This window comes from Paractinoplanes rishiriensis, from assembly GCF_016862375.1.
Taxonomy (GTDB): Bacteria; Actinomycetota; Actinomycetes; order Mycobacteriales; family Micromonosporaceae; genus Actinoplanes; species Actinoplanes rishiriensis.
In genome coordinates this window covers 1-24,738 of sequence record NZ_BOMV01000035.1, presented here as the reverse complement: position 1 = coordinate 24,738, position 24,738 = coordinate 1, and the positions used below count along the sequence as shown (strand labels likewise).

At 71.6% G+C, this 24,738-nt stretch carries 23 protein-coding genes; 11 read left to right on the top strand and 12 right to left on the bottom strand.

The window, feature by feature from the left end; genetic code table 11:
• Positions 1-11 precede the first annotated feature (11 nt).
• A complete protein-coding gene (locus Ari01nite_RS15925) occupies positions 12-377 on the top strand; it encodes a MoaD/ThiS family protein (protein ID WP_203782028.1) in 366 nt (121 codons plus the stop codon).
• A gap of 4 nt (positions 378-381) precedes the next feature.
• Positions 382-1,347 (top strand): PLP-dependent cysteine synthase family protein, encoded by a 966-nt coding sequence (locus tag Ari01nite_RS15920; RefSeq protein ID WP_203782027.1) that lies wholly within the window; start codon positions 382-384, stop codon positions 1,345-1,347.
• A gap of 10 nt (positions 1,348-1,357) precedes the next feature.
• Here the strand turns inward: Ari01nite_RS15920 and Ari01nite_RS15915 are convergent, their stop codons facing one another.
• Positions 1,358-1,768 carry a hypothetical protein gene (locus Ari01nite_RS15915; protein ID WP_203782026.1) on the bottom strand — a complete coding sequence of 137 codons (411 nt, stop codon included), beginning with the start codon at positions 1,766-1,768 and terminating at the stop codon, positions 1,358-1,360.
• A gap of 261 nt (positions 1,769-2,029) precedes the next feature.
• Here Ari01nite_RS15915 and Ari01nite_RS15910 point away from each other — a divergent pair, with 261 nt between their 5' ends.
• The 4 genes from Ari01nite_RS15910 to rdgB all read left to right on the top strand — a co-directional run bounded on the left by Ari01nite_RS15910 (position 2,030) and on the right by rdgB (position 5,413).
• Positions 2,030-2,776 (top strand): MBL fold metallo-hydrolase, encoded by a 747-nt coding sequence (locus Ari01nite_RS15910; protein ID WP_203782025.1) that lies wholly within the window; start codon positions 2,030-2,032, stop codon positions 2,774-2,776.
• A 75-nt stretch (positions 2,777-2,851) separates the two neighbouring features.
• Positions 2,852-4,063: a glycosyltransferase gene (locus Ari01nite_RS15905; protein ID WP_203782024.1), complete on the top strand. Its 1,212-nt coding sequence runs from the start codon at positions 2,852-2,854 to the stop codon at positions 4,061-4,063.
• 10 nt (positions 4,064-4,073) lie between these two features.
• A complete protein-coding gene (rph, locus tag Ari01nite_RS15900) occupies positions 4,074-4,802 on the top strand; it encodes a ribonuclease PH (RefSeq protein WP_203782023.1) in 729 nt (242 codons plus the stop codon).
• Positions 4,799-5,413 (top strand): RdgB/HAM1 family non-canonical purine NTP pyrophosphatase, encoded by a 615-nt coding sequence (rdgB, locus tag Ari01nite_RS15895; RefSeq protein WP_203782022.1) that lies wholly within the window; start codon positions 4,799-4,801, stop codon positions 5,411-5,413. The genes rph and rdgB overlap by 4 nt, the downstream gene beginning before the upstream one ends.
• A gap of 9 nt (positions 5,414-5,422) precedes the next feature.
• On the opposite strand, the gene leuS is transcribed toward rdgB, so the two are convergent.
• From leuS to Ari01nite_RS15855, 8 genes are all read right to left on the bottom strand, one after another.
• Entirely contained in the window at positions 5,423-7,783 is a 2,361-nt protein-coding gene (gene leuS / locus Ari01nite_RS15890) for a leucine--tRNA ligase (protein ID WP_203782021.1), read from the bottom strand.
• A 9-nt stretch (positions 7,784-7,792) separates the two neighbouring features.
• Positions 7,793-9,130, bottom strand: coding sequence for an FAD-dependent oxidoreductase (locus tag Ari01nite_RS15885; protein ID WP_203782020.1), 1,338 nt, complete (start codon positions 9,128-9,130; stop codon positions 7,793-7,795).
• Between the two features lie 438 nt (positions 9,131-9,568).
• Positions 9,569-11,104 (bottom strand): histidine ammonia-lyase, encoded by a 1,536-nt coding sequence (gene hutH / locus Ari01nite_RS15880; RefSeq protein ID WP_203782019.1) that lies wholly within the window; start codon positions 11,102-11,104, stop codon positions 9,569-9,571.
• Positions 11,101-12,267: an imidazolonepropionase gene (gene hutI, locus Ari01nite_RS15875; protein WP_203782018.1), complete on the bottom strand. Its 1,167-nt coding sequence runs from the start codon at positions 12,265-12,267 to the stop codon at positions 11,101-11,103. Before hutI ends, hutH begins: the two co-directional genes overlap by 4 nt.
• A complete protein-coding gene (locus tag Ari01nite_RS15870; RefSeq protein WP_203782017.1) occupies positions 12,264-13,541 on the bottom strand; it encodes a formimidoylglutamate deiminase in 1,278 nt (425 codons plus the stop codon). The genes hutI and Ari01nite_RS15870 overlap by 4 nt, the downstream gene beginning before the upstream one ends.
• A complete protein-coding gene (locus Ari01nite_RS15865; protein WP_203782016.1) occupies positions 13,538-14,728 on the bottom strand; it encodes an allantoate amidohydrolase in 1,191 nt (396 codons plus the stop codon). The genes Ari01nite_RS15870 and Ari01nite_RS15865 overlap by 4 nt, the downstream gene beginning before the upstream one ends.
• Entirely contained in the window at positions 14,725-16,350 is a 1,626-nt protein-coding gene (gene hutU, locus Ari01nite_RS15860; protein ID WP_203782015.1) for a urocanate hydratase, read from the bottom strand. The genes Ari01nite_RS15865 and hutU overlap by 4 nt, the downstream gene beginning before the upstream one ends.
• Before the next feature lie 12 nt (positions 16,351-16,362).
• Positions 16,363-17,205, bottom strand: a complete 843-nt coding sequence (locus Ari01nite_RS15855) for a MurR/RpiR family transcriptional regulator (protein WP_203782014.1) — start codon at positions 17,203-17,205, stop codon at positions 16,363-16,365.
• A 100-nt stretch (positions 17,206-17,305) separates the two neighbouring features.
• Between Ari01nite_RS15855 and Ari01nite_RS15850 the strand changes: the two genes are divergently transcribed.
• Positions 17,306-19,105 (top strand): cellulose binding domain-containing protein, encoded by a 1,800-nt coding sequence (locus Ari01nite_RS15850; protein WP_239162788.1) that lies wholly within the window; start codon positions 17,306-17,308, stop codon positions 19,103-19,105.
• Between the two features lie 215 nt (positions 19,106-19,320).
• On the opposite strand, the gene Ari01nite_RS15845 is transcribed toward Ari01nite_RS15850, so the two are convergent.
• On the bottom strand, positions 19,321-19,806 hold the full coding sequence (locus Ari01nite_RS15845) for a hypothetical protein (protein ID WP_203782013.1): 486 nt from the start codon (positions 19,804-19,806) through the stop codon (positions 19,321-19,323).
• Positions 19,807-19,832: 26 nt separating this feature from the next.
• Here Ari01nite_RS15845 and Ari01nite_RS15840 point away from each other — a divergent pair, with 26 nt between their 5' ends.
• A complete protein-coding gene (locus tag Ari01nite_RS15840) occupies positions 19,833-20,237 on the top strand; it encodes a hypothetical protein (RefSeq protein WP_203782012.1) in 405 nt (134 codons plus the stop codon).
• Here Ari01nite_RS15840 and Ari01nite_RS15835 read toward each other — a convergent pair.
• Entirely contained in the window at positions 20,186-20,779 is a 594-nt protein-coding gene (locus Ari01nite_RS15835; RefSeq protein ID WP_203782011.1) for a TetR/AcrR family transcriptional regulator, read from the bottom strand. The genes Ari01nite_RS15840 and Ari01nite_RS15835 overlap by 52 nt on opposite strands.
• Positions 20,780-20,839: 60 nt before the next feature.
• Between Ari01nite_RS15835 and Ari01nite_RS15830 the strand changes: the two genes are divergently transcribed.
• The 3 genes from Ari01nite_RS15830 (at position 20,840) to Ari01nite_RS15820 (ending at position 23,878) form a co-directional block, all read left to right on the top strand.
• Positions 20,840-22,027, top strand: a complete 1,188-nt coding sequence (locus tag Ari01nite_RS15830) for an FAD-dependent monooxygenase (protein ID WP_203782010.1) — start codon at positions 20,840-20,842, stop codon at positions 22,025-22,027.
• A 4-nt stretch (positions 22,028-22,031) separates the two neighbouring features.
• The gene (locus tag Ari01nite_RS15825) at positions 22,032-22,862 is read left to right on the top strand and encodes an MOSC domain-containing protein (RefSeq protein WP_203782009.1); all 831 of its coding nucleotides are present in this window, start codon (positions 22,032-22,034) and stop codon (positions 22,860-22,862) included.
• Positions 22,863-22,957: 95 nt separating this feature from the next.
• Positions 22,958-23,878 carry an expansin EXLX1 family cellulose-binding protein gene (locus Ari01nite_RS15820; RefSeq protein WP_203782008.1) on the top strand — a complete coding sequence of 307 codons (921 nt, stop codon included), beginning with the start codon at positions 22,958-22,960 and terminating at the stop codon, positions 23,876-23,878.
• Between the two features lie 125 nt (positions 23,879-24,003).
• Here the strand turns inward: Ari01nite_RS15820 and Ari01nite_RS15815 are convergent, their stop codons facing one another.
• Positions 24,004-24,522, bottom strand: a complete 519-nt coding sequence (locus Ari01nite_RS15815; protein ID WP_203782007.1) for a GNAT family N-acetyltransferase — start codon at positions 24,520-24,522, stop codon at positions 24,004-24,006.
• Between the last annotated feature and the right edge of the window lie 216 nt (positions 24,523-24,738).

Here is a 24,738-nt window from a genome sequence, read left to right as displayed (position 1 = left end):
CATTCACCGTCATGGCTATCGAAGTTCGCGTTCCCACCATCCTGCGCAGCTACACCGGCGGCGCCAAGGTCGTCGAGGGTGGCGGCGCCACGCTCACCGAGCTGATCGACGACCTGGACGCCAAGCACAGCGGCCTCAAGGGCCGGCTGATCACGCCCGAGGGCGGGCTGCACCGGTTCGTCAACATCTACATCAACGACGAGGACGTCCGCTTCCTGGGCGCGCTCGACGCCAAGCTCAGCGACGGCGACTCGGTCACCATCCTGCCGGCGGTGGCGGGCGGAGCTCTGGGCTTCGCGGCGGCTGCCGCGTTGCTCGGCAGCGCCCGCCCGTCCAACCGCCCCGCCGCCACCCTTAATCGGACTGAAGGCAAGTAACACGATGGCTCGCTTCGAGAGCCTGCTGGACGCCTGTGGGGGCACGCCGCTTGTCGGCCTGCCCCGGCTATCGCCGACGGTGCCCGACGGGGCACCGCCGGTGCGGCTCTGGGCCAAGCTCGAGGACCGCAACCCCACCGGCAGCGTCAAGGACCGTCCGGCGCTGTTCATGGTGCGCGAGGCCGAGGAGTCCGGCCACCTGCGCCCGGGCGACACCATTCTCGAGCCGACCAGCGGCAACACCGGCATCGCGCTGGCCATGGTGGCCAAGCTGCGCGGGTACCGACTGGTCTGCGTGATGCCCGAGAACGTCTCGGCCGAGCGGATCCAGCTGCTGCGCATGTACGGCGCGGAGATCATCTTTTCGCCGGCCGCGGGCGGCTCCAACCAGGCCGTCGCCACCGCCAAGCAGATCGCCGCCGAGCACCCCGACTGGAAGATGCTGTTCCAGTACGGCAACCAGGCCAACGCCCGGGCGCACTACGAGACCACCGGCCCCGAGCTGCTGCACGACCTGCCCACCGTCACCCACTTCGTGGCCGGCCTGGGCACCACCGGCACGCTGATGGGCACCGGTCGGTATCTGAAGGAGAAGGTCGCCGGCATTCAGATCGTCGCGGCCGAGCCACGGTACGGCGAGCTGGTGTACGGGCTGCGCAACATCGACGAGGGCTACGTGCCCGAGCTGTACGACGCCACCGTGCTGGACCGCCGCTTCTCGGTGGGCACCCGCGACGCCGTCCTGCGCACCCGCCAGCTGGTCGAGGTGGAGGGCATCTTCGCCGGCTTCTCCAGCGGCGCCATCCTGCACGCGGCACTGGCCGTGGCGCACGAGGCGGTCAAGGCCGGCCGCCGGGCCGATGTGGCGTTTGTGATCGCTGACGGCGGTTGGAAATATCTGTCGACCGGTGCCTACGGCGGCACCCTCAACGAGGCCGAAGAAGCCCTCGAAGGGCAACTCTGGGCGTGATGGGGCGGCCTCAGTAGAGGGCCGCCACCAGAATGTCGATCGTGAGCGGAATCGTCGCGGCGATCAGGAGTGCCCAGGGCAGTGTCGGGCGGTGGATGGAGAGGAACGATCCGACCGCCAGAGCCACGCTGATGAGTCCGAAAAAGGACAGCACCGGGACGTACCAGAAGGCCGCGCCGCCGATTACCGTGACCATTGCACGCAGCCCCACACCGACGCCCGCTAGGCCGAGCGCGGCGCCGAAAAGGGCCATGGCGAGCAGGCGTCCGGGTGCCGGTGCTGGATCGTCAGCGGCCGGAAAGCGGAAGAGCGTCTTGCGGTCACCGAATACCTCGGCGGCCGGTGTACTCTCCCAGCCACCGAACGGCATGATCTCTGCCGCCTCGGTCCGCGTGCCGCGGTTCTGCTCGACCGTTGTCACGCTGCCTCCGTCTGTTCCGTCCCTAGAAGTCCTCACTTTGTGCAACGCAAACGACTCACCGGACGTAACGGGAATTGAGCTAATGACCGAGGTCACGGGCGGTGTGATGTACGTTGTCGATTTAGCGACAAATCGATCAGACGTTTACAGGGGTCGCAGGTCCCGACGTACGCTTCGCTCCGTGATTGACTGGTCTGACGACGCCGCCACGGACCGGTCCAGCGGGGCGTGGACGACCCAGCGTGAGGCAAAGGGACCCGCATGCGACTGACCGTTCTCGGCTGTGCCGGCAGTTTTCCCGGCCCCGAGTCGGCTTGTTCCGCCTACCTCGTCGAGGCTGAGGGCTTCCGGCTCCTGATTGATTTCGGATCGGGTTCTCTCTCGGCTCTGCAGCGGTACTCCGACCCGAACTCCATCGATGCGATCGTCCTCACCCATCTGCACAGTGACCACATGCTGGATGCGTGCCTCTATGTGGTGGTTCGTCGCTATGACCCGACCGGTGCCAAGCCCGCTCTGCCCGTCTATGCGCCGCTCGGTGCCGCCGAACGGATCTCCGCGGCGTACAGCTCGGACAATGAGTCGGTCGACGACGTTTACACCTTTTACGGCCTCCAGCCGGGCACCTTCCCGATCGGGCCCTTTCAGGTCACGGTGGACCGGGTCAACCATCCGATCGAGACTTATGGCGTACGCATCGAGCACGGCGGACGGGTGATCACGTACTCGTCGGACACCGCCCCGTGCGAACCGCTGCTGCGCCTGGCGGCCGGCGCCGACCTGTTCCTGTGTGAGGCAAGCTACCTGGACGGTGCCGACAATCCGCCCGGCCTGCACCTGACCGGCGGCGAAGCGGGCGAGGCGGCCACCAAGGCCGACGTCGGACGACTGTTACTCACCCATTTGATACCTGCATGGTTCTCCGAGGCATCTATTGTGGATGCGGCCACCGCCGCGTTCGCCGGGCCGGTTGAGGTCGTACGGCCTGGCGCCCGCTACGATCTCTGAGCCCGGACCGGGTGCGGGGGTCGGATCGAGCACCGTGGCACCACCACCGGATCGTGGACGCTTGGAGTTTGCTGCATGCGCATCGTTCGCCTGGCCAACTTCGTGACGACGCACTCTGGTGGGCTTCGCACCGCCCTGCGTCAGCTCGGTGAGGGCTACCAGCGGGCCGGTCACGAGGCGGTGCTGATCGTCCCCGGCCGCGAAGCCTCCGACACAATGACCTCGCAGGGCCGTGTCATCACGCTGGCCAGCGCGCCGCTGCCGCGCACCGGGGGCTTCCGGGTCATGGCCCGGCGCCGTCAGCTCACCCGCTTGCTCGACGAGCTCGAGCCGGACCGCATCGAGGTGTCCGACCGGGCCACCCTGCGCTGGACCGGCCGCTGGGCCCGGCAGCGCGGCGTCGGCTCGATGATGGTGTCGCACGAGAGTCTCGCCGCGCTGCTCGGCGTCTGGGGCATGCCCAAGCGCGACTCGCTGGCCGACCGGCTCAACCTGCGCACCGCCGAGACGTTCGACACCATCGTGTGCACCACCGCGTTCGCGGCCGCCGAGTTCCGCCGCCTGGGCGTCCCCAACCTGGTCGAGGTCCCGCTCGGGGTCGACCTGGAGGCGTTCCATCCGAGCCGGGCCGACGCCGCGGTCCGGGCCCGCTACGCCCGTCCCGACGAGCTCATGGTGGTGTTCTGCAGCCGGCTGTCCGCGGTGAAGCGGCCCGAGCTGGCGGTCGACGCGGTGGCGGCCCTGCGCACCAACAAGGCTCCGGCCGTCCTGGTGGTGGCCGGTGACGGCGCCCGCCGGGCCGCATTGGCCTACCGGGCGGCCCGGCTGCCGGTGCGCTTCGCCGGGCACATCGCCGACCGGGCCGCCGTCGCCGCGCTGCTCGCCAGCGCCGACGTGGTGGTGTCGCCGGGTCCGGTGGAGACGTTCGGCCTGGCCGCGCTCGAGGCGCTGGCCTGCGGCACGCCCGTGGTGGTCAACGAGACAAGCGCGCTGCCTGAGGTGGTGGGTGACGCCGGCGTGGCGGTGCCGGGCACCGGGGAGGCTTTCGCCGAGGGGGTACGCGTCCTGATGGCGCGGCCCGAGGCGCAGCGACGTGCGGCCGCGCGCACCCGGGCCGAGGGGTTCGGCTGGCAGCAGGCGGTGGACGGGTTCCTGCGGGCGCACGGCGCGTTGCCCGAGCGGAGCACGGCCGGCGCGGCGGTCAGCCGGCAGCGCCTGCGCCCCGCGGTGCCGACGTTATCCACAGGCGGCGGGGTACAAGGAGCGGCCCCGGCACCGAACCAATAAGGTTTGGGGCATGGCACGACCCGACGGCCGAGCGGCCGATCAACTGCGTCCCGTGACCCTCAACCGGCACTGGAGCATCCATCCGGAGGGCTCGGTCCTCGTCGAGTTCGGCAACACGCGGGTGCTCTGCACCGCCAGCGTCACCGAGGGGGTGCCACGCTGGCGCAAGGGGTCCGGCCTCGGCTGGGTCACCGCCGAATATTCGATGCTGCCCCGTGCCACCAACACTCGCGGTGACCGGGAGAGCGTCAAAGGCAAAATCGGCGGCCGTACGCACGAGATCTCCCGCCTGATCGGGCGCAGCCTGCGGGCCTGCATCGACCTCAAGGCACTGGGCGAAAACTCGATCGTCCTCGACTGCGACGTGCTGCAGGCCGACGGCGGCACCCGGACGGCCGCGATCACCGGGGCGTATGTGGCTCTGGTCGACGCGGTGACCTGGCTGGCCGACAAGAAGGCGCTGGCCGGCAAGTCCGACCGGGTGGTGCACCGCTCGATCCAGGCGGTCAGCGTCGGGATCATCGACGGCGAGCCGCGCCTCGACCTGGCGTATGTGGAGGATGTCGCCGCCGAGGTCGACATGAACGTGGTGGCCACCGGCGACGGCGACTTCGTCGAGGTGCAGGGCACGGGGGAAAACGGCGTGTTCCGCCGCGACCAGATGGACGCCATGCTCGACCTGGCCCTGCTGGGCTGCACCGAGCTGGCCGCCGCCCAGCAGAAGGCGCTCGCGTCGTGAGTAAGAGGCTGCTGCTCGCCACCGCCAACAAGAAGAAGCTCGTCGAGCTCCAGCGGATCCTCGACGTGGCCCTGGGCACCGACCGCATCGCACTGGTCGGTCTGGCCGATTTCCCGGACTACCCGGAGGTGCCCGAGACCGGCCTCACGTTCGGCGAAAATGCCCTGATCAAGGCCCGCGAGGGCGCCGCACGGACCGGTCTGGCCACCGTGGCCGACGACTCCGGCCTGGCGGTCGACGCGCTCAACGGCATGCCCGGCGTGTTCAGCGCCCGCTGGTCCGGCGGTCACGGCGACGACCAGGCCAACCTCGACCTGGTGCTGGCCCAGATCTCCGACGTGGCGGACGGCCAGCGCGGCGGCGCCTTCGTGTGCGCCGCGGCGCTGGTGCTGCCGAACGGCCGCGAGCACCTGGTCGAGGGCAAGCAGCGCGGCACCATCCTGCGGGCCCGGCGCGGCGAGGGCGGGTTCGGCTACGACCCGATCTTCCTGGGCGACGGCCAGAACCGCACCAACGCCGAGCTGACCGCCGAGGAGAAGGACGCGATCAGCCACCGCGGCAAGGCGTTCCGCGAGCTGTCCAAGGTCATCGCCAAGGAGCTGCTCGGCTAGAGCCGGCGATCAGGGCTGCACCACCAGATTGACCAGTTTCGGCGGGCGGACGATCGTGCGGGTCACCGCCCGGCCGGCGGCGGCCGGGGAGGCCAGGGCCAGCGCGGTCAGGTCGGCCTCGGTGATGTCGGCCGGGACCTCGATGCGGTCGCGCAGCTTGCCGTTGACCTGGACGGCGCAGACCACCGTGGACTCGGCCGCCAGCGCCGGGTCCACGGCCGGCCAGCCGGCGTGTGCGACGCCCGGCTCGTGACCCAGGCGCGACCACATCTCCTCGGCCAGGTACGGGGCGAACAGCGACAGCACGATCGTGACGGCCTCGACGGTCTCGCGCACCGCGGGGTCGCCGGCGTGGCCGTCGTCGATCTGCTTGCGGGCCGCGTTGACCAGCTCCATGGTGCGGGCCACCGCCACGTTCAGCCGGTGCGCCTCGATCAGCTCGGTGATCACCCGGACCAGGCGGTGGGTGGCCCGGCGCAGCGCTTGGTCACCGGTGGCGGGGTCGGCGCCGGGGGCGGACCGCACCTCGCCGGCCAGCCGCAGCGCCCGGCCCAGGAAGCGCACCGAGCCGGCCGGTGACACGTCGGCCCAGTCGATGTCGTCCTCGGGCGGCCCGGCGAACAGCATGGTCAGCCGCATCGCATCCACGCCGTACGTGTCCAGCTGCTCGCCCAGGTCGACCATGTTGCCCTTGGACTTGCTCATGGCGGCGCCGTTCAGGATCACCTGGCCCTGGTTGAGCAGCGCGCGGAACGGCTCGTCGAAGTCGACCAGGCCCAGGTCCTTCAGCACCTTGGTGAAGAACCGGGCGTACAGCAGGTGCAGGATGGCGTGCTCGTTGCCGCCGACGTACTGGTCGACCGGCAGCCACGTGCGCAGTGCCTCGGGGTCGAACGGCCCGTCCGCGTAGTCCGGGTTCGGGTAGCGCAGGAAATACCACGACGAATCCACGAAAGTGTCCATCGTGTCGGTGTCCCGCTCGGCCGGCCCGCCGCACGCCGGGCACGGCACCTCGACCCAGTCCCGCGCGGCCGCCAGCGGTGAGACTCCGGCCGGGGTCAGCGCGGCGCCGCGCAGATCCGGCAGGCGGACCGGCAGCTGCTCGTCCGGCACCGGCACCTCACCGCACCGCCCGCAGTGCACGATCGGAATGGGACAACCCCAGAACCGCTGCCGGGACAGCAGCCAGTCCCGCAGCCGATAACTGACCCCACCCCGGCCGACCCCGCGCGCCTCGGCCTCCGCGATGACCCGCTCGATGGCCGCGTCGCGGGCCGGCCCGTCGGCATCGGGCACGTCTTCTGCTACCGGGATCACCGGCAGGTCGAAAGTGCGGGCGAAATCCAGGTCTCGCTGGTCGTGTGCCGGTACGGCCATGATGGCGCCGGTGCCGTAGGCGGCCAGCACATAGTCCGCGGTCCAGATCGGGACCGGGGCTCCGGTGAAGGGATGGGGGGCGTACCGGCCCAGGAATACGCCGGTTTTCGGGCGGTCGGTGGCCATCCGGTCCAGCTCGGACTTGCGGCGTACCTCGGTCCGGTAGGTTTCGAACGACGGGCGCTGGCCGGGGGCGCACAGCTCGTCGGCCAGCGCGGAGTCGGGGGCCACCACCAGGAAGGTGGCGCCGGAGACCGTGTCCGGCCGGGTGGTGAAGACCTCGATGGTCCCGAAGTTCAGATACGCGCCGCGGGACCGGCCGATCCAGTTGCGCTGCTGGGTCAGCACCGGGGCCGGCCAGTGGCCCTCCAGCTTGGTCATGTCGTCCAGCAGGCGGTCCGCGTACGCCGTGATCTTGAAGAACCACTGGGTCAGGTCGCGCTTGGTCACCTCGGTGTCGCAGCGCTCGCAGCGGCCGGCGATCACCTGTTCGTTGGCCAGCACGGTGCCGTCGGCGGGGCACCAGTTGACCGCGGACAGCCGCCGGTAGGCCAGTCCGCGCCGCTGGAAGCGCAGGAACAGCCACTGGGTCCAGCGGTAGTACGACTCGTCGCTGGTGTGCAGGCGGGTGCGCCAGTCGAAGGACGGGCCGTACCGGCGGAACGAGGCGGCCTGGGTGGCGATGTTCGCGTACGTCCAGTCGGCCGGGTGCTGGTTGCGCCGGATGGCCGCATTTTCGGCCGGCAGCCCGAACGCGTCCCAGCCCACCGGGTGCAGCACGTCGTAGCCGCGCTGGAACCAGTACCGGGCCAGGGCGTCGCCGATCGCGTACGCCTCGGCGTGCCCCATGTGCAGGTCGCCGGACGGATAGGCGAACATGTCGACCAGGTAGCGCCGCGCACCGCCGGTGGGGCGGCCGGCGCCGAAGAGGTCGAGCGACTCCCACACCGGCTGCCAGCGGGCCTGCAGGGCGTGAAAGTCGTAGTCCGTCATATCGGGAAGTTACGCCGCCGGGGCCTTTTCGCGCCTCCGTTTTCTCGCCAGCCGCAGCACGCGGGCCGCGAACCGGAGCCGGAACAGCGTCGACGCGGGCTCGATCAGGTGCTGCACCCGGGCGAACGCGGTGTTGATCGCCGGTTCCACCTGGGAGGCGTACGCGATCTGCCGCCCGTACCAGGCTCCGAAAGCGTGCCCGCGGGGCCGCGGCCCGGTCGTGCCCGGAAAGTTGAAGTCCCCGCCTACCGCGAATCGCCACGGCGTCGCGATGATCTCGGCGGCGGCCGCGTAGAACTCGCGGGCCAGTTCCGGGCTCGCCGCGCGGCCGTGCCGGTCGAGCGCCGCGCCCAGCGCGGTGGCCTCCATGGCCGCGCAGCTCATGCCCTGCCCGTAGATCGGGTTGAAGCTGCAGATCGCGTCGCCCACCGTCAGGTATCCGCCAGGCGGCTGCTCGATCTGCTCGAACAGGCGCCGCCGGCTGGACGGAAACTTGGCCACCTGCACGTCGCCGAGCGGCTCGGCCCGGTCGATCAGGTCGGCCACGATCGGATCGGGCAGCGCCCGCGCACACGCCACAAAGGACGCCTCGTCGGCCGGCGGGTCCGGCAGGTGCCAGCCACCGATGCCGACCAGCCACCGGTCGCCCTCGATCGGCATGGCCACCCCCGACATCCGCTCGCCGGGCGGGGTGGGCAGTACGAACGCGGCTTTCCACGGCTCCGGCAGATCACCGGGCCGGCGCCGGTAGATCCGGGTCGAGTAACTCACCCCGACCTTCACTTCAACCTGCTCCGGTACGGGCAGGGCCAGCGCACCGAGCCACCGGTCGGAGCGCGAACCCCGGCCGGTGCAGTCCACCACGATGGCCGCTTCCAACGTCTCGCCGGTGTCCAGGACCACCCCGGTGACCGCGCCGTCCGCCCCGGCCAGCCCGGAAACCGCGATCTGGTCCCGGAACGCCACCCCGCCGAGCTTCGCCACCCGGGCCCGCACCGCCGCCTCCAGCAGCGGCCGGGTCACTCCGACCGGCGCCAGCCCGGTAGGCGCGCTGGGCCACCGCCGCCCGAACCGGAACGTCGCCAGGTCGCGCCCGGTGTCGAAGGGCACCCCGCCGGCACCGATCAGTTCCTCCTCAAGTCCCGGAAAGAGGTCGGCAAACTCCCGCTGCCCGCCGATCAGCAGCAGGTGCGGCTGCGCGCCCTGCGGCACCCCGCGGCGGGGCGCGACCCCGTCCGGCAACGTGTCCCGGTCGAGCACGGTGACCTGCGAGTACCGGCTGCTGAGCACGCGCGCCACCGCGAGCCCGCCGATGCCGGCCCCGATGACGATGGCTCTGTCGTCCACAGTGGAAGCCTCTCTCGTGCGGTGGCCACAAAGGTTGCCGGTGTCGACCGGGCCGCGCCATACTAGCTATGTGCCTAGATGTCGTGACGCAAAGCCGGCGACGTCGAGGTGCGATACCCGCGCCGGCGCCGCGGCCTGATGCCGATCCGCTGGTACCACGGCACCTTCACCCTCAACCACCGCCGGCTGCCCGCACTGCCAGTTCGCCGGGCACCGTGACCTTGCTGCGGCGTTCACCATCGCCACCCGCACCCCGGGCGGCGCCACCACCCCACCCACCTGCACGCTGGATGGGGTCACGCGCCGTCGAGCCGGACGACACCTACCCGGACGTTCAGCACGGCGTGACCCACGCCGCCGACCACCGGCGACGCACCGGTCCGATGGCCGGCGGACGAGGATCCACAAATCGACCCGGGTCAACCCGGTGAACGTTAACTACAACAGCTCGCCCACTGCCGCCTCGACTTCGGTGCGCAGTTCCCGGCCGCGCACCACCGCGCGGGCCTGTTCCAGCACCGGGGCCAGGAACACGTCCGGGCCGGGCTCGCCGGCGAACGGCGCCACCGCGGTGATCGCCAGCCGGCCGGCCGGGGACGGCACCAGCGGCGCCCGCAGCTGCAGGCCCCGGACCGCGCTCAGCAGTTCGACCGCGAGCAGGCTGGTCAGGTTGTCCAGGACCGTGCGCAGCTTGCGGGTCGCGGCCCAGCCCATCGAGACGTGGTCCTCCTGCATGCCGCTGGTGGGCAGGGAGTCGACCGACGCGGGGGCGGCCAGGCGGCGGTTTTCGGCGACGATGCCGGCGGCGGTGTACTGGGCGATCATCAGGCCGGAGTTGACGCCGGCGTCGGGGGACAGGAACGGCGGCAGGTCGCGGGATCGCGTCACGTCCAGCAGGCGGTCCACCCGGCGTTCGGCGATGGCGCCCACCTCGGCGGCCGCGATCGCCAGGTAGTCGGCGACGAAGCCCAGCGGTGCGCCGTGGAAGTTGCCGGTCGACTCGACCCGGCCGTCCGGCAGCACCACCGGGTTGTCGACCACCGAGACCAACTCGCGGGCGCAGACCGTGGCGGCGAAGTCCAGGGTGTCCCGGGCCGCGCCGGCCACCTGGGGAGCGCAGCGCATCGAGTACGCGTCCTGCACGGCGTGCGCCAGGTCGTCGCGGTGCGAGTCCATGATGGTCGAGTCCTGTAGCAGGCGGTGGATGTTCGCGGCCGAGACGGCCTGGCCGGGGTGCGGGCGGATGGCGTGCAGCTCCGGCCGGAACGGGCGCTCCGAGCCGAGCATCGCCTCGATCGCCAGGGCCGCGGTCAGGTCGGCCATGGCGAACAGGTGGCGGGCGTCGTCGAGGGCGAGCAGCAGCATCCCGAGCATGCCGTCGGTGCCGTTGATCAGTGCGAGGCCCTCCTTGGCGGCCAGGCCGAGCGGGGCCAGGCCGGCGTTGTGCAGCGCCTCGGCGGCGGTCACCCGGGCGCCGTCCTTGCCGAGCACCCAGCCCTCGCCGAGCAGCACCAGGGCGCAGTGCGCGAGCGGGGCCAGGTCGCCGGACGCGCCCAGCGAGCCGTGTTCCGGCACCCACGGGGTCACGTCGTTGTTCAGCAGGTCGGCCAGCCCCTGCGCGAGCGCCGGGCGCACCCCGGAATGGCCGAGCGCCAGCGACCGCAGCCGCAGCAGCATCATGGCCCGCACCACCTCGCGCGGCATCGGCGCGCCGATCCCGGCGGCGTGCGAGCGGATCAGCGCGTGCTGAAGTTCGGCCCGGCGTGCCGGTGCGATCGAGGTGCCGGCCAGCGCGCCGAATCCGGTGGACACGCCGTAGACGGGCCGGCCGGACGCCTCGATCCGGTCGACGATGGCGCGGCTGGCGGCCATCGCCGCGACGGTGGCGGCGGCGATCTCGACCCGGGCGTCGCCGCGCGCGACCGCGAGCACGTCGGCCGGGGTCACGCCGGTGGGCTGGACTGTGACGATCATCGTGGGACTCCGTTGTGCACGACGGTTTCGATCAGCGGCACACCCGGCCGGTAAGCCAGGTGCAGGTGCGAGGGTGCGTCGAGCACGACCAGGTCGGCGCGCGCACCCGGACGCACCAGCCCGATGTCGTCGCGCCGCAGCGCGCGGGCTCCGCCGAGAGTGGCGGCACGCACGGCCTCGGCAGGTGTCATTCGCATTTCCCGTACGGCGAGAGCGACGCAGAACGGCATCGAGGAGGTGTAGGACGAGCCGGGGTTGCAGTCGGTCGCCAGCGCCACGGTCACGCCCGCGTCGAGCAGCCGGCGCGCGTCCGGATAGGGCGAGCGGGTCGAAAATTCGGCACCCGGCAGCAGCGTGGCCACCGTCGCCGAGCCGGCCAGCGCGTCCACGTCCGCGCCGCTCAGGTGGGTGCAGTGGTCGGCGCTGGCGGCACCGAGTTCGACGGCGAGCCGCACGCCCGGCCCCACGCCCAGCTGGTTCGCGTGCACCCGCAGCCCGAGCCCGTGTTTCGCACCGGCGGTCAGCACCGCGCGCGACTGGTCCTCGTCGAAGGCTCCCCGCTCACAGAAAACATCAACCCATTTGGCGTACGCGAGACACGCGTCGAGCATCGGGCCGCGAACCAGGTCCACATACTCGTCGGGGTCGTCGCCGGCCGGCACCACATGCGCACCCAGGAAGGTCGTCTCCTCGGTCAGTTCCCGGGCGATCCGCAGCGACCGCGCCTCCGCCGCGACGCTCAACCCGTACCCGCTCTTGATCTCGACGGTCGTGGTGCCCTGCCGGAGGCACTCGGCCACCAGCCGGCCCGCGCGCCGGCGCAGGTCGTCGTCGCTCGCCGCCCGGGTGGCGGCCACGGTGGTCCGGATGCCGCCGCCGGTGTACGGCTCCCCGGCCATCCGCGCCGCGAACTCCCCGGCCCGATCACCGGCGAAAACCAGGTGGGCGTGACTGTCCACGAACCCGGGCAGCACCGCGGCGCCGTCCGCGTCGATCCGCCGGTCCGCGGCCGGGGCTTCCGCGTGTGGCCCGACCCACGCGATCCGCTCGCCGTCGACGAGTACGGCCATGTCGTGCCGCAGCCCGAGCAGCCCGTCGCCGTCGTGGTTGGTGACGAGTTCGCCGATGTTGTCGATGAGCAGCGTCACGGGCGCGGCTTTCATGGCATGGCCTCGGCCAGGGCGCGCGGCACGTCGATCGTGGTGTGCCGGCTGTCGGCGACTATCGTGCGGCCGTCCGCGATCACGCGAGTCATGTCGGCTGCGGTGGCCGCCAGGACCGCCTCGGCCGGGTCGGTGCCGGCCGTGCGTACCGAGTCGAGACGCACGCAGACCAGGTCGGCGCGCCGGCCCGGGGCGATCGCGCCGGCGTCCGGCCAGCCCAGCGCGGTGTGCGCGGTCGCGGCGGCGATCAGTTCGGCCACCGTCAACCGGCCGCGCTCGTGGCTGGCCAGGCGCTCGTTCATCTCGACGCCGCGGATCTCCTCGAACATGTCGATCACCGCGTGGCTGTCGCTGCCCAGGCTCAGCGGTGCGCCCGCGTCAGCCAGGTCCCGGGCCCGGCCGATGCCGTCGGCCAGGTCGCGTTCGGTGGTGGGGCACAGGCAGACCCCGGTGCCGGAGCCGCCGAGCAGGCGCACGTCGTGGTCGGTCAGGTGGGTGGCGTGCACCGCGGTGGTGTCCGGGCCCAGCACGCCGTGGCGGTCCAGCAACTCGGTGGGGGAGCAGCCGTGCACGGCCCGGCACTGGTCGTTCTCGGCCACCTGCTCGGACAGGTGGACGTGCAAGGGCCGGTGGCCGCCCAATTCTTTGAGGTGGTGCGCTGCCAATGCGCGTACGGAATGAATTGCCGCACCCACCCGGGCATGCGGCGCGGCAGAGAGCTCAGCCACCCGCCCCAGCCAGCGCTCGGGGGTCTCGTCGCCGAAGCGACGCTGGACGCCCGCCAGGGGAGCGCCGTCCACACTGGACTGAAGGTAGATCGTGTCCAGGAGGGTGATCCGGATTCCGGCCTCGGCGGCCGCGGCGATCAGCGCGTGACCCATGGCGTTCGGATCGGCATACCGGGCACCGCCGGGCGCGTGGTGCAGGTAGTGGAACTCGCCGACCGCGGTGATGCCGGCCAGCGCCATCTCGGCATAGACCGCCCGGGCCAGCGCGAAATAACTGTCCGGGTCGAGGCTGGCGGCCACCTCGTACATCCGTTCCCGCCAACTCCAGAAACTGCCCCGCCCGGCGTGCGTGCGCCCGCGCAGGGCCCGGTGAAAGGCATGCGAGTGGACGTTGGCAAATCCGGGCAGCACGAGCCCGTCGAGCATCTCCCCGGCCGGCGCCGCCCCGGCCGTGACCGCACTGACAACGCCGTCCGCGACCTCAATGCGAACGTCTCGGGCGATTTGCCCGCCGAGAAATGCATACTCCGCGAAATAGGCACTCATGTCAGCTCGCCCAGCACCGTGGCCAGCGCTTCGACCCCCGCCTCGCAGTCGGCGTCCTCGGCGTGCTCGGCCGGCGAGTGCGAGATGCCCGTCGGATTGCGCACGAACAGCATCGCCGTCGGCACGTGCGCCGACAACACGCCCGCGTCGTGACCCGCGCCGGTCGGCAGGATCGGGGCGCCGCCGAGCAGCTCCGCGATCCGGCCGGCCAGCGCCGTGTCGAACGTGACCTCGGCACTCAGCGACTCCGGCGTCACCACCACTTCGGTGCCGTCCCGGCCGGCGCGTTCGGTGGCCCGCTTCACCACCACCTCGACCAGGGCGTCCATCGTGGCCGGATCGGCGGCCCGGGCGTCCAGCCAGCCCCGGACCAGCGACGGGATGGCGTTGGTGGCGTTCGGCTCGGCCTCGACCCGGGCCATGGTGGCGTGCGCGCCGGTCAGCCGGGCCTCCTCGTTGGCGGCCAGCACGGTGTACGCGAAGGTCAGCATCGGGTCGCGGCGGTCGGCCATCCGGGTGGTGCCGGCGTGGTCGCCGTGCCCGGTGAAGTCGAACCGCCAGCGCCCGTGCGGCCAGATCGCGCTGGCCACCCCGACCGGCACCTCGAGTTGCCGGCCCTGCTCGATGTGCAGTTCGACAAGCGCCTTCACCCGGTCCTTGAGCCCCGGCAGCGGACCGGCCGGCAGCCCGCCGAGCGCCTCGCCGAAGGTCACCCCGTCGCGGTCGGTGAGCGCGGCCGCGACGGCCGGTTCGATCGCGCCGGCGAGCAGCCGGGAACCCAGGCAGGGCAGTCCGAACCGGCCGCCCTCCTCCTCGGCGAACGCCACCACGGCCAGCGGCGACCTGGGCGCGTGACCGGCCGCGCGCAGCCGGTCGACCGCGAGGAAGCCGCTCACGATGCCGAGCGGCCCGTCGTAGCCGCCGCCGTGCGGTACCGAGTCGAAGTGCGAGCCGGTCAGCACGGCGCCGCGCCCCCACTGGTCGCCCCACCAGGCGAACAGGTTGCCGTTGCCGTCGTCGGTGACCGGCATGTCCCGGCGGTGCGCCTGGATCCGGAACCAGTCGCGCAGGGTCAGGTCGGGCTCGGTCAGCGCGTACCGCAGATAGCCGCCGCCCGCGGTCCGGCCGATCTCCGCGATCTCGCCCCACAGCGCCGGAAAGCCCTGGGCCCGGGACTCGCCGGTCACGGCTTCATCGGAATCTGCACGCCGGCCGCGGCGGCCGACTCGTAGCCCGCGTCCACGTGCCGGATCACGCCCATTCCGGGATCGTTGGTGAGCACCCGTTCGATCTTCTGGCCGGCCAGCGCGGTGCCGTCGGCCACGCACACCTGCCCGGCGTGGATCGACCGGCCGATACCGACGCCGCCGCCGTGGTGCAGCGACACCCAGGTGGCGCCGCTGGCCGTGTTCAGCATGGCGTTCAGCAGCGGCCAGTCGGCGATCGCGTCCGAGCCGTCGAGCATCGCCTCGGTTTCCCGGTACGGCGAGGCCACCGACCCGGCGTCGAGGTGGTCGCGGCCGATCACGATGGGCGCCTTGAGGTCACCCTTGCCGACCATCTCGTTGAACCGGACGCCGGCCTTGTCGCGTTCGCCGTAACCGAGCCAGCAGATCCGGGCGGGCAGGCCCTGGAACGCCACCCGCTCGCCGGCCATCCGGATCCAGCGGGCCAGCGCCTCGTTTTCTCCGAAGAGGTCGAGCACCGCCCGGTCGGTGGCGGCGATGTCGGCGGGGTCACCGGAGAGCGCGGCCCACCGGAAGGGTCCCTTGCCTTCGGCAAAAAGCGGTCGGATGTACGCGGGGACGAAGCCGGGGAACGCGAAGGCGCGCTCGTAGCCGGCCAGTTGGGCCTCGCCGCGGATCGAGTTGCCGTAGTCGAACACCTCGGCGCCGCGGTCCAGGAAGCCGACCATGGCCTCGACGTGGACGGCCATGCTCTGCCGGGCCCGGTCGGTGTATTCATCCGGTTTGTCGTGGGCGTAGCCGGCCGCGTCGCCGACCTCGACGCCGAGCGGGATGTAGCTGAGCGGGTCGTGGGCGCTGGTCTGGTCGGTGACGATGTCGATCTCGGAATTGAGCAGCCGGGGGAACACCTCGGCGGCGTTCCCGACCACCCCGATCGAGACTGCCCGTCGGTCCGATTTAGCCGACATAGCCTGCTTTAACGCCGCGTCCAGGTTGTCCGCGATCGTGTCCAGGTACCGCGTCTCGACCCGGCGCTGAAGCCGCGCGCGGTCCACGTCGACGACGAGGCAGACCCCGCCGTTCATGGTTACCGCGAGCGGCTGCGCCCCGCCCATCCCGCCGCACCCCGCGGTCAGCGTCAGCGTCCCGGCCAGCGTGCCGCCGAACCGCTTGGCCGCCACCGCCGCGAACGTCTCGTACGTGCCCTGCAGGATGCCCTGGGTGCCGATGTAGATCCACGAGCCCGCGGTCATCTGCCCGTACATGGTCAGCCCGAGCTTTTCCAGCCGCCGGAACTCGGGCCAGGTCGCCCAGTCGCCCACCAGGTTGGAGTTGGCGATCAGCACCCGCGGCGCCCACTCGTGCGTGCGGAACACCCCGACCGGCTTGCCGGACTGCACCAGCAGCGTCTCGTCGCCGCGCAGCCGGTCGAGCTCGCGCACGATCGCGTGGAACGAGGGCCAGTCCCGAGCGGCGCGCCCGGTTCCCCCGTACACCACAAGATCTTGAGGCCTTTCGGCCACGTCGGGGTCCAGGTTGTTCATCAGCATCCGCTTGGCGGCTTCCTGCGGCCAACCCATTGCGGTGTACGCGCTGCCGTGCGCGGCGCGGATCTCCGGCATCGTCGCCCTCCTTCACGCCTCGAATATGTGCCGGCGGCTCGCGGTCGCCTCGAACTCCTCCAGCCGTCGCTGCACCGGTTCCGGCGCGGCGTCACACATCGCCTGCAACAGCACCATGGCCATCGCCATCGGGCCGGTGTGCAGGTCGAACACCAGTTGCGTGCCGACCGCGGCGGGCAGCACCACGTCGGCGGCCTCGGCCACCGGGCTGACCGCCGAGTCGGTGATGGCCACCACCGCGTACCCGCTCGCGCGGGCCTCCCGGACGGCGTCCAGCGACTCGCGTGGGTAGCGCGGCAGCACCACGGCCAGCATCGCACCGGCGCCGGCCGCGCGGGCCTGATCGAGCCGGTCCAGCAGCTGGGTGCCGCCGCTGTCCAGCACCCGGACGTCCGGATGGACCTTGGCCGCGAAGTACCCGAAGTAGCCGGCCAGCGGCGCCGCCGCCCGGAGCCCGAGCACCGGCAGCGGCCGGCTGCGGACCAGCAGGCCGGCGGCCCGCTGCACGTCGTCGAGGCGGGCCAGGTCGTGGTGCAGCCGCTCGAGGTGCGCGGCCTCCGCGCGTACGGCCAATTGCATGGGGTTGCCCTCGGCCGGCGCAGCCGCCTGCGGCCCGGTCAGCGAGCGCAGCTCGCGGCGCAGCGCCGGATAGCCCTCGTAGCCCAGCGCCATGGCGAACCGGGTCACCGACGGCTGGCTCACCCCGGCCAGCTCGGCCACCTCGGCGGCGGACAGGTAGGCGGCCTTGGCGGCGTGCTCGACCAGGCAGTGTGCGATGCGGCGCTGGGTCGGCGTGAGCCGGGCGCCGAGGAAGAGGTCGGCCACCGTTCTGACCACTTCGTCATTCACGCCCATAGCGTATGCATAAAAACTTTCATACGGCTAGGTTCTGTCGAGTGTTATGCGGGCGATCGACGTGCATCTACGTATGCGAGAAGCATTGGAGGATCCCCCCGTGAACAGAACCGCGTTCACCCGCTCCGCCCTGGCCCTGGCCGCGGCCGGCACGCTCATGCTGGCCGGCCTGGTGCTGACCGGCCCGCCGGCCAGTGCCGCGACCGCTGCGGCCTTCCCCGGCGCCGCCGGCCCGGCCATGAACGCCACCGGTGGCCGGGGCGGCGACATCTACCACGTCACCAACCTGACCGACAACGCGAACAGCCCGCAGCCCGGCTCGCTGCGCTACGGCATCGCCAACGCCCCGAGCACCGGCCGGACGATCGTGTTCGACGTAGCCGGCACCATCAAGCTCTCGCCCGGCGGCCGCAACGGCTGGCTGAGCATCGGCAAGAGCAACCTGACCATCGCCGGCCAGACCGCCCCCAAGCCCGGCATCACGATCATGGGTCAGGCCACCAAGGTGACCGGCAGCAACATCGTCATCCGGCACGTGAAGTTCCGCCCCGGCAAGGACCAGGCCAACCCCGGCACCGCGACCAACGACGGCCTGTGGCTGACCGGCACCAACATCATCGTCGACCACGTGTCGGTCAGCTGGCACGACGACGAGGGCATCAGCGCCAGCGACGCGGCCGGCCAGATCTCGGTCCAGTACGCGATCGTGTCGGACGGCCTGAACTACAACGGGCACAGCTACGGTGCCCTGGTCGGCAGCGATGTGACCGGCTCGAACATCGCCTACACCCACAACCTGTTCGCGCATCACAAGAGCCGCCTGCCGAGGCTGGGCAACGAGACCGGCGCGGTGAACTACGTGGAGTGGAGCAACAACGTCGTGTTCGAGGGCGGCGGTTACAGCGGCGCCGACCAGAACGCGAACGCCAACTTCGTCGGCAACACGTACCTGCGGCACAACTCGAGCAACCCCGAGGTGTTCGTCGGCGCCGCCGGCACCAGCGCGTACATCTCCGGCAACAGGGCCGACTACGACGGCGACTCGAACCTGACCAACGGCAGCGACGCGAGCTGGAACCGCTTCACCTCGGTGCCCACCCAGCGGTCGTCACGCTTCCCGGTCCCCAACGTCACCACCGAGTCGGCGTCCGCGTCGCTCACCAAGGTCCTCGACCGCGCCGGCGCCTTCTGGTGGTCCCGCGACGCCGTAGACACCCGCGTGGTCAGCGAGACCCGCTCGACCAGCGGCGCCGTCCCGAACGAGCCGAACTCCACCGAGTGGAACAACGCGTGGAACGCCGCCCAGGTCAACCGCGCCACCGGCTGGGACACCGACGGCGACGGCATGCCGAACGCCTGGGAGTCCGCAAACGGCTTCAACCCGGCCACCGCCGACCACAACGGCGACGCCGACAACGACGGCTACCGCAACATCGAGGAGTACCTGGACTACGCCGCCCAGGGCAGCCCGGCCCTCCCGACCACGCCGCCCACGACGGCCCCCACCACGCCGCCCACGACGGCGCCGACCACACCGCCCACCACGGCGCCGACCACCGGCCCCACCACGCCGCCGACGACCGGGCCCACGACCCCGCCGGCCACGGGAGCCTGCACCGCGAGCTACCGGACCACCAACACGTGGTCGGGCGGCTTCCAGGGCGAGGTGACGGTGATCGCCGGTAGTGCGGCCATCAACGGCTGGACGGCCCGCTGGACCCTGGCGAGCGGCCAGACCATCAACCAGGTCTGGAACGGCAAACTGACGGTGGGCGGCACAAACGCCGCGGTGGCCAACGAGAGCTACAACGGCGCGCTGGCCGCCGGCGCCTCGGCCACGTTCGGCTTCCTGGCCACCGGCACCGCCACCACCCCGACCTTCACCTGCACGACCCCGTAGGACGGACGCCCGCTTCCGAGCCTCTCCAGAGAGGCTCGGCGGCACGGTGTTCCGGCGACCCTTTCGTCCCGCAATGACGGCGGCTAGCCGGACGCTGATGGGCCGCCGGGGACACGCGCCAGCTGGGGACGTTTGCGGCAAAAAGGGCTGGGCGAGCGCCGTGCCACCGGGCGGGGCGGTCCCCGGAAGCGCGACCTCAAGCAGCGGAAGCGCCGTCAGGTGCCGCCGTCGTCGATCAGGGTGGTGAGGTCTCGGTGCAGCGCCGTGGCGCCGTAGCGGAGGACGCCGGCTCGGCTGACGGTGTCGCAGCGGCCCAGGTCGAGGCGGATTGTCAGCCTCTCCAGGCCGCTGCTCAGGATCAGGTCCCACCGGTCGGTGGGCGGGTCGGGGCAGGGGCCTTCGCCGGGAGTGGTGGGGAGGCTGCTGAGCCGTCTCACGAGGTTGATAGATTCACGTTTATCAATGAATTTGGTGGGGGTCCAGGCGGTGGTGGAGGCTGCGGGGCAGAGTTGCAGGCTGTGGTAGCGCCGGTCCGGGATCAGCGCGGTCTCGGCGGGTGAGGTGGATGCGGGGAACTGCTGGCATTGCGAGCGGGCCGCCGTCACCTCGGGCATCCGCCGGGTCGTCGGGTTGATCAGCAGAAGTGCGACGCTGCCGGACACGGCCAGCGCCGCGACCGGGAAGATCCACCTGCGCGTCACGCCCTGCATGGTAGGAGGAGTCGTCGATGGACAGTCGGCTGCGGATAGCCGCCGTGGTGTTTCTGGTCGCCGCCGCGGGGATGGCGGGCTGCGGGGGAGCGGAGTCGAAGGCCGATGCCGGGCCGCAACCGCAGGCGGCGCCGCCGTCGTCGGCCGAGTCGCTGCTGGCGTGCGCGGGTGGAAACACCACCTCGACCCGGGTCGACCACGACGACACCAAGCGGGACGAGCGGCCGGCCAAGGAGCAGGCGGTCGCGTTCGCGGCCGCGCAGGGCGGTGCGTTCGCCGGGAAGCTGAACGTGGCGCGCGAGACGGCGGAGCAGGCCGACTTCACGTTCACCGACGACAAGGGCGGCGTGACCGGCGTGCTGACCTACCTCTACGACGAAGCGTTGGGCTGGCGGCTGTCCGAAATGATCTCCTGCGTGTGACCCCGGGTGTCGCAGCCCAGGGTGTCGCAGGCGGCGTCCAGAACCGCCTCGCGCAGTTCGGCGGCCGGCGCGTCCGGCAGCACGACCGTGCAGTCGCCGAGGCCGCCGATCGCCATCTGAGCCCGGGCCAGCATGGCCAGCGACGGCGCCGGGCCGGCCAGGATCGCGACCATCCGGCGGCGCCACTGTGCGACGGCGGTGGTCAGGTCGACCACGGCCAGGATGCTCGGGTCTCGCATGATCATGGCGGTGACGTCGCGGTGGTGGTACGTGACGTCGAAGTACGCACCGAGCAGTTCCCGCGGGCCGGCGCCGGGGCCGAACGGGGCCAGTGCCACCTCCACGTCGTCGATGAACGGCTGGACCAGGCTGCGCACGAGTTCCTCGCGGGACGCGAAGTGGTAATAGAGCGCCGGCTTCGTGATGCCGACCCGCTCGGCGATCTCCCGCAGGCTGACCTGGTGCAGGCCCTTCTCGGCGATCAGCTCCAGCGCCGCGTCGCGGATGCGGTCGGCGGTCTCGGTGGTCCGGGCTCGTGGCACGAGGGGATTCTATTGACTCCGGGTTGTTTACTGACCGATAGGTAAACAAACGGAGGGACCATGCATGCTCTGATCTCCGGCGCGAGCGTCGCCGGACCGGTGCTCGCCTACTGGCTCAACCGCTACGGCTGGCGGGTCACCGTGGTGGAACGGGCCGCCGACATGCGGGCCGGCGACGGCGGCCATGCCGTCGACCTGTTCGGGCCGGCCGTCGAGGTGATCGCGCGGATGGGCCTGGCGGACCGGGTACGCGCCGCGCGTACCCGCAATGACAGCATCACCCTGCTGCGGCCCGGCGGAAGACCGATCACCGTGGCCACCGCGGACCTGGTCGGCGGCATCGCCGACCAGCACGTCGAGATCATGCGGGGCACGCTGGCCGGCCTGCTGTACGAGGCCACCCGGGACGATGTCGACTACCGGTTCGGGACCGTGATCGAGCGGCTGGACGGCACCTCGGCGCTGCTCTCCGACGGCCGCACGGTCGACGCCGACCTGGTGGTGGGCGCGGACGGGCTGCACTCGGGGGTGCGCGAGCTGGCCTTCGGGCCGGAGCGCGACTACCGCCACTTCCTCGGCGCCTACCTGGCCGTCTACACCGTGCCCGACGTGCTGCAGACCGGGCCCACGGTCGCCGCGTTCACCGCGCCGGGGCTCGCCGCCACCGTCTACCCCACGCTGGTGCCGGGCCTGAGCCGGGCGCTCTTTCTCGCGCGTACGCCCGACGAGATCCCGCACGACCGGCGTGACCCGGCCGCCCAGCGGAAGGTCCTCCGCCAGCTGGTCGGCACTTCGCTGGGCCCGCGCGTGAGCGCGGTGCTCGACCACCTCGACGCGGCCGACGACTTCTACCTCGACGACATCTCGCAGATCAGGATGGACTCGTGGTCGCGGGCGGGGATCACGCTGGTCGGCGACGCGGGGTACGGCCCGGGGCCGGCGGTCGGCGGCGGCACCAGCCTCGCGGCCGCCGGTGCGTACGTGCTCGCCTCGGAATTGCGGAACGGCATCGACGGCGCCCTGGCGAGGTACGAGGCGGTGCTCGCCGAGCCGGTCCGGCACAGCCGGCGGATCGGGCCGACCATCCTGAACGCGATCGTGCCGCGCACCGCCGCCCAGGTCTGGCTGTCCGCGCAGGCGATGCGTCTGCTGCCGCGGCTACCCGGCCCGGTGCGCAACCGGGTCCTGTCGTTCGGCGGCGGACCGGCCGCGATGCTTGACGGCCTCGTCCTGCGCGACGTCGCATGAGCGTATGCGGATCACGGGGTTGTTCACGTACCCGGTCAAAGGGTGTCGCCGGATCGAGCACGACGCGGCGGTGGTCGAGCCCTGGGGCCTGGCCGGCGACCGGCGCTGGCTGCTGGTCGACGCGGACGGCGTCGGGCTGACCCAGCGGGACGAACCGCGGATCGCCCTGCTCACCGTGCGGGAGCGGCCGGGTGGCCTGGAACTCGTCGCGCCCGGCCGGCCCGCGTTCGTGGTCGACGAGCCGGTCGACGGGTCGGTCGACGGGTCCGGGGAGTTCGTCCGGGTCTTCCGCGCGCACGCCGCGGCGCCGGCCCGGGTCGCCGGTTCCGGCGATGCTGCGGCCTGGGTCAGCGCGTTCCTGGGCCGGCCGGCGCGGCTGGTCTGGCAGGCCGACCCGACCGGGCGGTCGATTCCCGATCGGGAGTACGCGACTGATCCGGTCAACTTCGCCGACGGCTTCCCGCTCCTGGCCGCCAACGAGGCGTCGCTGTCCGCGCTCAACGACTGGCTGGTCGAGTCGGGCGACGACCCGGTGCCGATGGCCCGGTTCCGGCCCAACGTGGTGATCGCCGGCGCCGCGCCGTGGGCCGAGGACGAGTGGACCGGCAAGCGCCTGCGGATCGGCGACCTGACACTGCGGGTGGCCAACCCTTGTCCACGGTGCGTAGTCACCACAATCGATCAGGACACCGCGGAGAGGGGCCGACAGCCACTCTTCGTGTTGGGACGGTATCGGAGGTTCGCGCGGGGGCTCCTGTTTGCCCGCGCGCTGATCCCGATGGACCCGAACGGTGGATCACTGCGTGTTGGTGACCCGGTCACCGTATTGACCTGATCGGTCACTCTCTCCGGTGACTCGTGTCGCTTATGTCTTAGGACTCTCTTAGGAACGTTGCCGCGTACGGGTCCGGCCGCGCAATATCCGTCACCGTGACCGGACCTCGTCTGCTTTCGCCCCGCTGGCTCGCCGCCGGCGGCGCCGTGCTCCTGTCCGCGGTTCTCGGCGTCGCGCTTTTGCTGCAGAACTCGGGCTCGGCCTGCGCCGCCCCGCCGTCGACGTCGGCCAAGAAGGGCAAGGCGACGTTCTACGACCTGGCCGCCAGCATGGGCAACTGCTCGTTCCCGAATTCGCCGGCCGACGACCTGTTCGTGGCGCTCGGCCCGAACGAATACTCGAACGGTGCGGCCTGCGGCTCATACCTGGATGTGTCCGGCCCCAAGGGCAAGGTGCGGGTCAAGGTCACCGACCAGTGCCCCGAGTGCGGGCCCGGGCACATCGACCTGAGCCGGACCGCGTTCAAGAAGATCGGCGCCGAGATCGACGGCATCATCCCGATCAGCTACAAGACGGTCACCAATCCGGGGACGCCCGGCCCGATCAGCGTCCGGGTCAAGGAGGGCTCGTCGAAGTTCTGGCTGGCCGTGCTGATCGACAATCACGCCAACCAACTCGCCTCGGTCACCGTCAACGGCAAGAGCACGCATCGCGAGGACTTCAACTACTGGATCATCGACGCCGGCGCGGGCGGCGGTCCATTCAAGATCAAAATCACTGACGTGTACGGGCGGAGCACCACTGTTTCGGGCATCAGGTTGTCGCCCGGCACCACCCAGAAGACGACGGCCCGCCTGACCGGGTCGGGGTCGTCGGGCTCGGCGGTCAAGGCGCCCGGGGCCGAGTCGACCTCCGCGAAGAAGAAGGCCACCCCGAAACCCAGCCTGTCGTCCGCGGCCCCCGCGGCGTCCTCGGCGGCCCCGCTGCTCGAGTCGACCGAGGCGGCACCGGCCGCCACCGAGGCGCCCGCCGAGGCACCGGTCGACCTGGCCGCCGGAGCCGCCGGCTGCGACTGAGACTTCCGCGCCCCACCCCCGCCGCGCACCCGGACCCACCCACCTGCGTGTGCGCGGCTGCCAGGCCGCCGGCGGCGACGCAATCACCCCCCAGCTGCGTCGCCGCCCGGCGGCCTGCGCGGTCCTCAGCCGAGTGACAACCACATGAGGATCTCGTCCCGGTCGTCGTCCTGGGCCACCCGCAGCGCGCCCGGCAGCCGGCCCACCTCGCGGTAGCCGAGCCGGGCGTAGAAGCCCTCGATGTTCTCGCCGCCGCGCACCGTGACCTGGAAGGCCGCGAGACCCATCTGGCGGCCGACCTTCTCAGCTTCGCGCATCAGGGCGGCGCCGTAGCCGCGCCCCTGGATGCGCGGGGTGACCATCACGCGTTTGAGCACCCGCCAGTGGTCCTTGAGCACGAACCGGTTGCTGGCCACGAAGAGCAGCGCGACAAGTTCACCGCCGTCGAGACCGATCAGCAGCCGGTCGGTGCCGTCCGCGACGGCCGCGAGCGAGGCGTCGGCGACCGGGCGCACCTCGTCGGCGGTGACCGGCGCGACGAAGCCCACCGCGCCGCCCGCGTTGGTGACCTCGACCCAGAGCGCCACGATCCGCCGGCGCAGATCCCCGCCAAGTTCCGGATCCACCACGAACTCGATACCCATGAACGCCATCATCGCGCCGGCGGCCCGGTGCGCCCGGCGCCGGGGTTGGCGTTCAGCTGTACCTCGTGGTGATCCAGTCGCTGGTGATGGCCCTGACCGGCGGCCGGCTGCGCTGGCAGCGCCTGACCCGGACGGGCGCGGTGCGCGCCCATGCGTGCTTTCGCAATGACCGGAACTGCCGGGTACGTCGCCGCACGGCGACGTACCCGGCTGCCC

What these genes read in the sequence shown, in the direction of transcription:
- Ari01nite_RS15925 (WP_203782028.1), top strand. Translation starts at nt 12, where the DNA reads ATGGCTATCGAAGTTCGCGTTCCCACCATCCTGCGCAGCTACACCGGC.
- Ari01nite_RS15920 (WP_203782027.1), top strand. Translation starts at nt 382, where the DNA reads ATGGCTCGCTTCGAGAGCCTGCTGGACGCCTGTGGGGGCACGCCGCTT.
- Ari01nite_RS15910 (WP_203782025.1), top strand. Translation starts at nt 2,030, where the DNA reads ATGCGACTGACCGTTCTCGGCTGTGCCGGCAGTTTTCCCGGCCCCGAG.
- Ari01nite_RS15905 (WP_203782024.1), top strand. Translation starts at nt 2,852, where the DNA reads ATGCGCATCGTTCGCCTGGCCAACTTCGTGACGACGCACTCTGGTGGG.
- rph (WP_203782023.1), top strand. Translation starts at nt 4,074, where the DNA reads ATGGCACGACCCGACGGCCGAGCGGCCGATCAACTGCGTCCCGTGACC.
- leuS (WP_203782021.1), bottom strand. Translation starts at nt 7,783, where the DNA reads ATGACGGACTACGACTTTCACGCCCTGCAGGCCCGCTGGCAGCCGGTG.
- hutH (WP_203782019.1), bottom strand. Translation starts at nt 11,104, where the DNA reads ATGATCGTCACAGTCCAGCCCACCGGCGTGACCCCGGCCGACGTGCTC.
- hutI (WP_203782018.1), bottom strand. Translation starts at nt 12,267, where the DNA reads ATGAAAGCCGCGCCCGTGACGCTGCTCATCGACAACATCGGCGAACTC.
- Ari01nite_RS15870 (WP_203782017.1), bottom strand. Translation starts at nt 13,541, where the DNA reads ATGAGTGCCTATTTCGCGGAGTATGCATTTCTCGGCGGGCAAATCGCC.
- hutU (WP_203782015.1), bottom strand. Translation starts at nt 16,350, where the DNA reads ATGCCGGAGATCCGCGCCGCGCACGGCAGCGCGTACACCGCAATGGGT.
- Ari01nite_RS15855 (WP_203782014.1), bottom strand. Translation starts at nt 17,205, where the DNA reads ATGGGCGTGAATGACGAAGTGGTCAGAACGGTGGCCGACCTCTTCCTC.
- Ari01nite_RS15840 (WP_203782012.1), top strand. Translation starts at nt 19,833, where the DNA reads ATGGACAGTCGGCTGCGGATAGCCGCCGTGGTGTTTCTGGTCGCCGCC.
- Ari01nite_RS15830 (WP_203782010.1), top strand. Translation starts at nt 20,840, where the DNA reads ATGCATGCTCTGATCTCCGGCGCGAGCGTCGCCGGACCGGTGCTCGCC.
- Ari01nite_RS15825 (WP_203782009.1), top strand. Translation starts at nt 22,032, where the DNA reads ATGCGGATCACGGGGTTGTTCACGTACCCGGTCAAAGGGTGTCGCCGG.
- Ari01nite_RS15815 (WP_203782007.1), bottom strand. Translation starts at nt 24,522, where the DNA reads ATGGGTATCGAGTTCGTGGTGGATCCGGAACTTGGCGGGGATCTGCGC.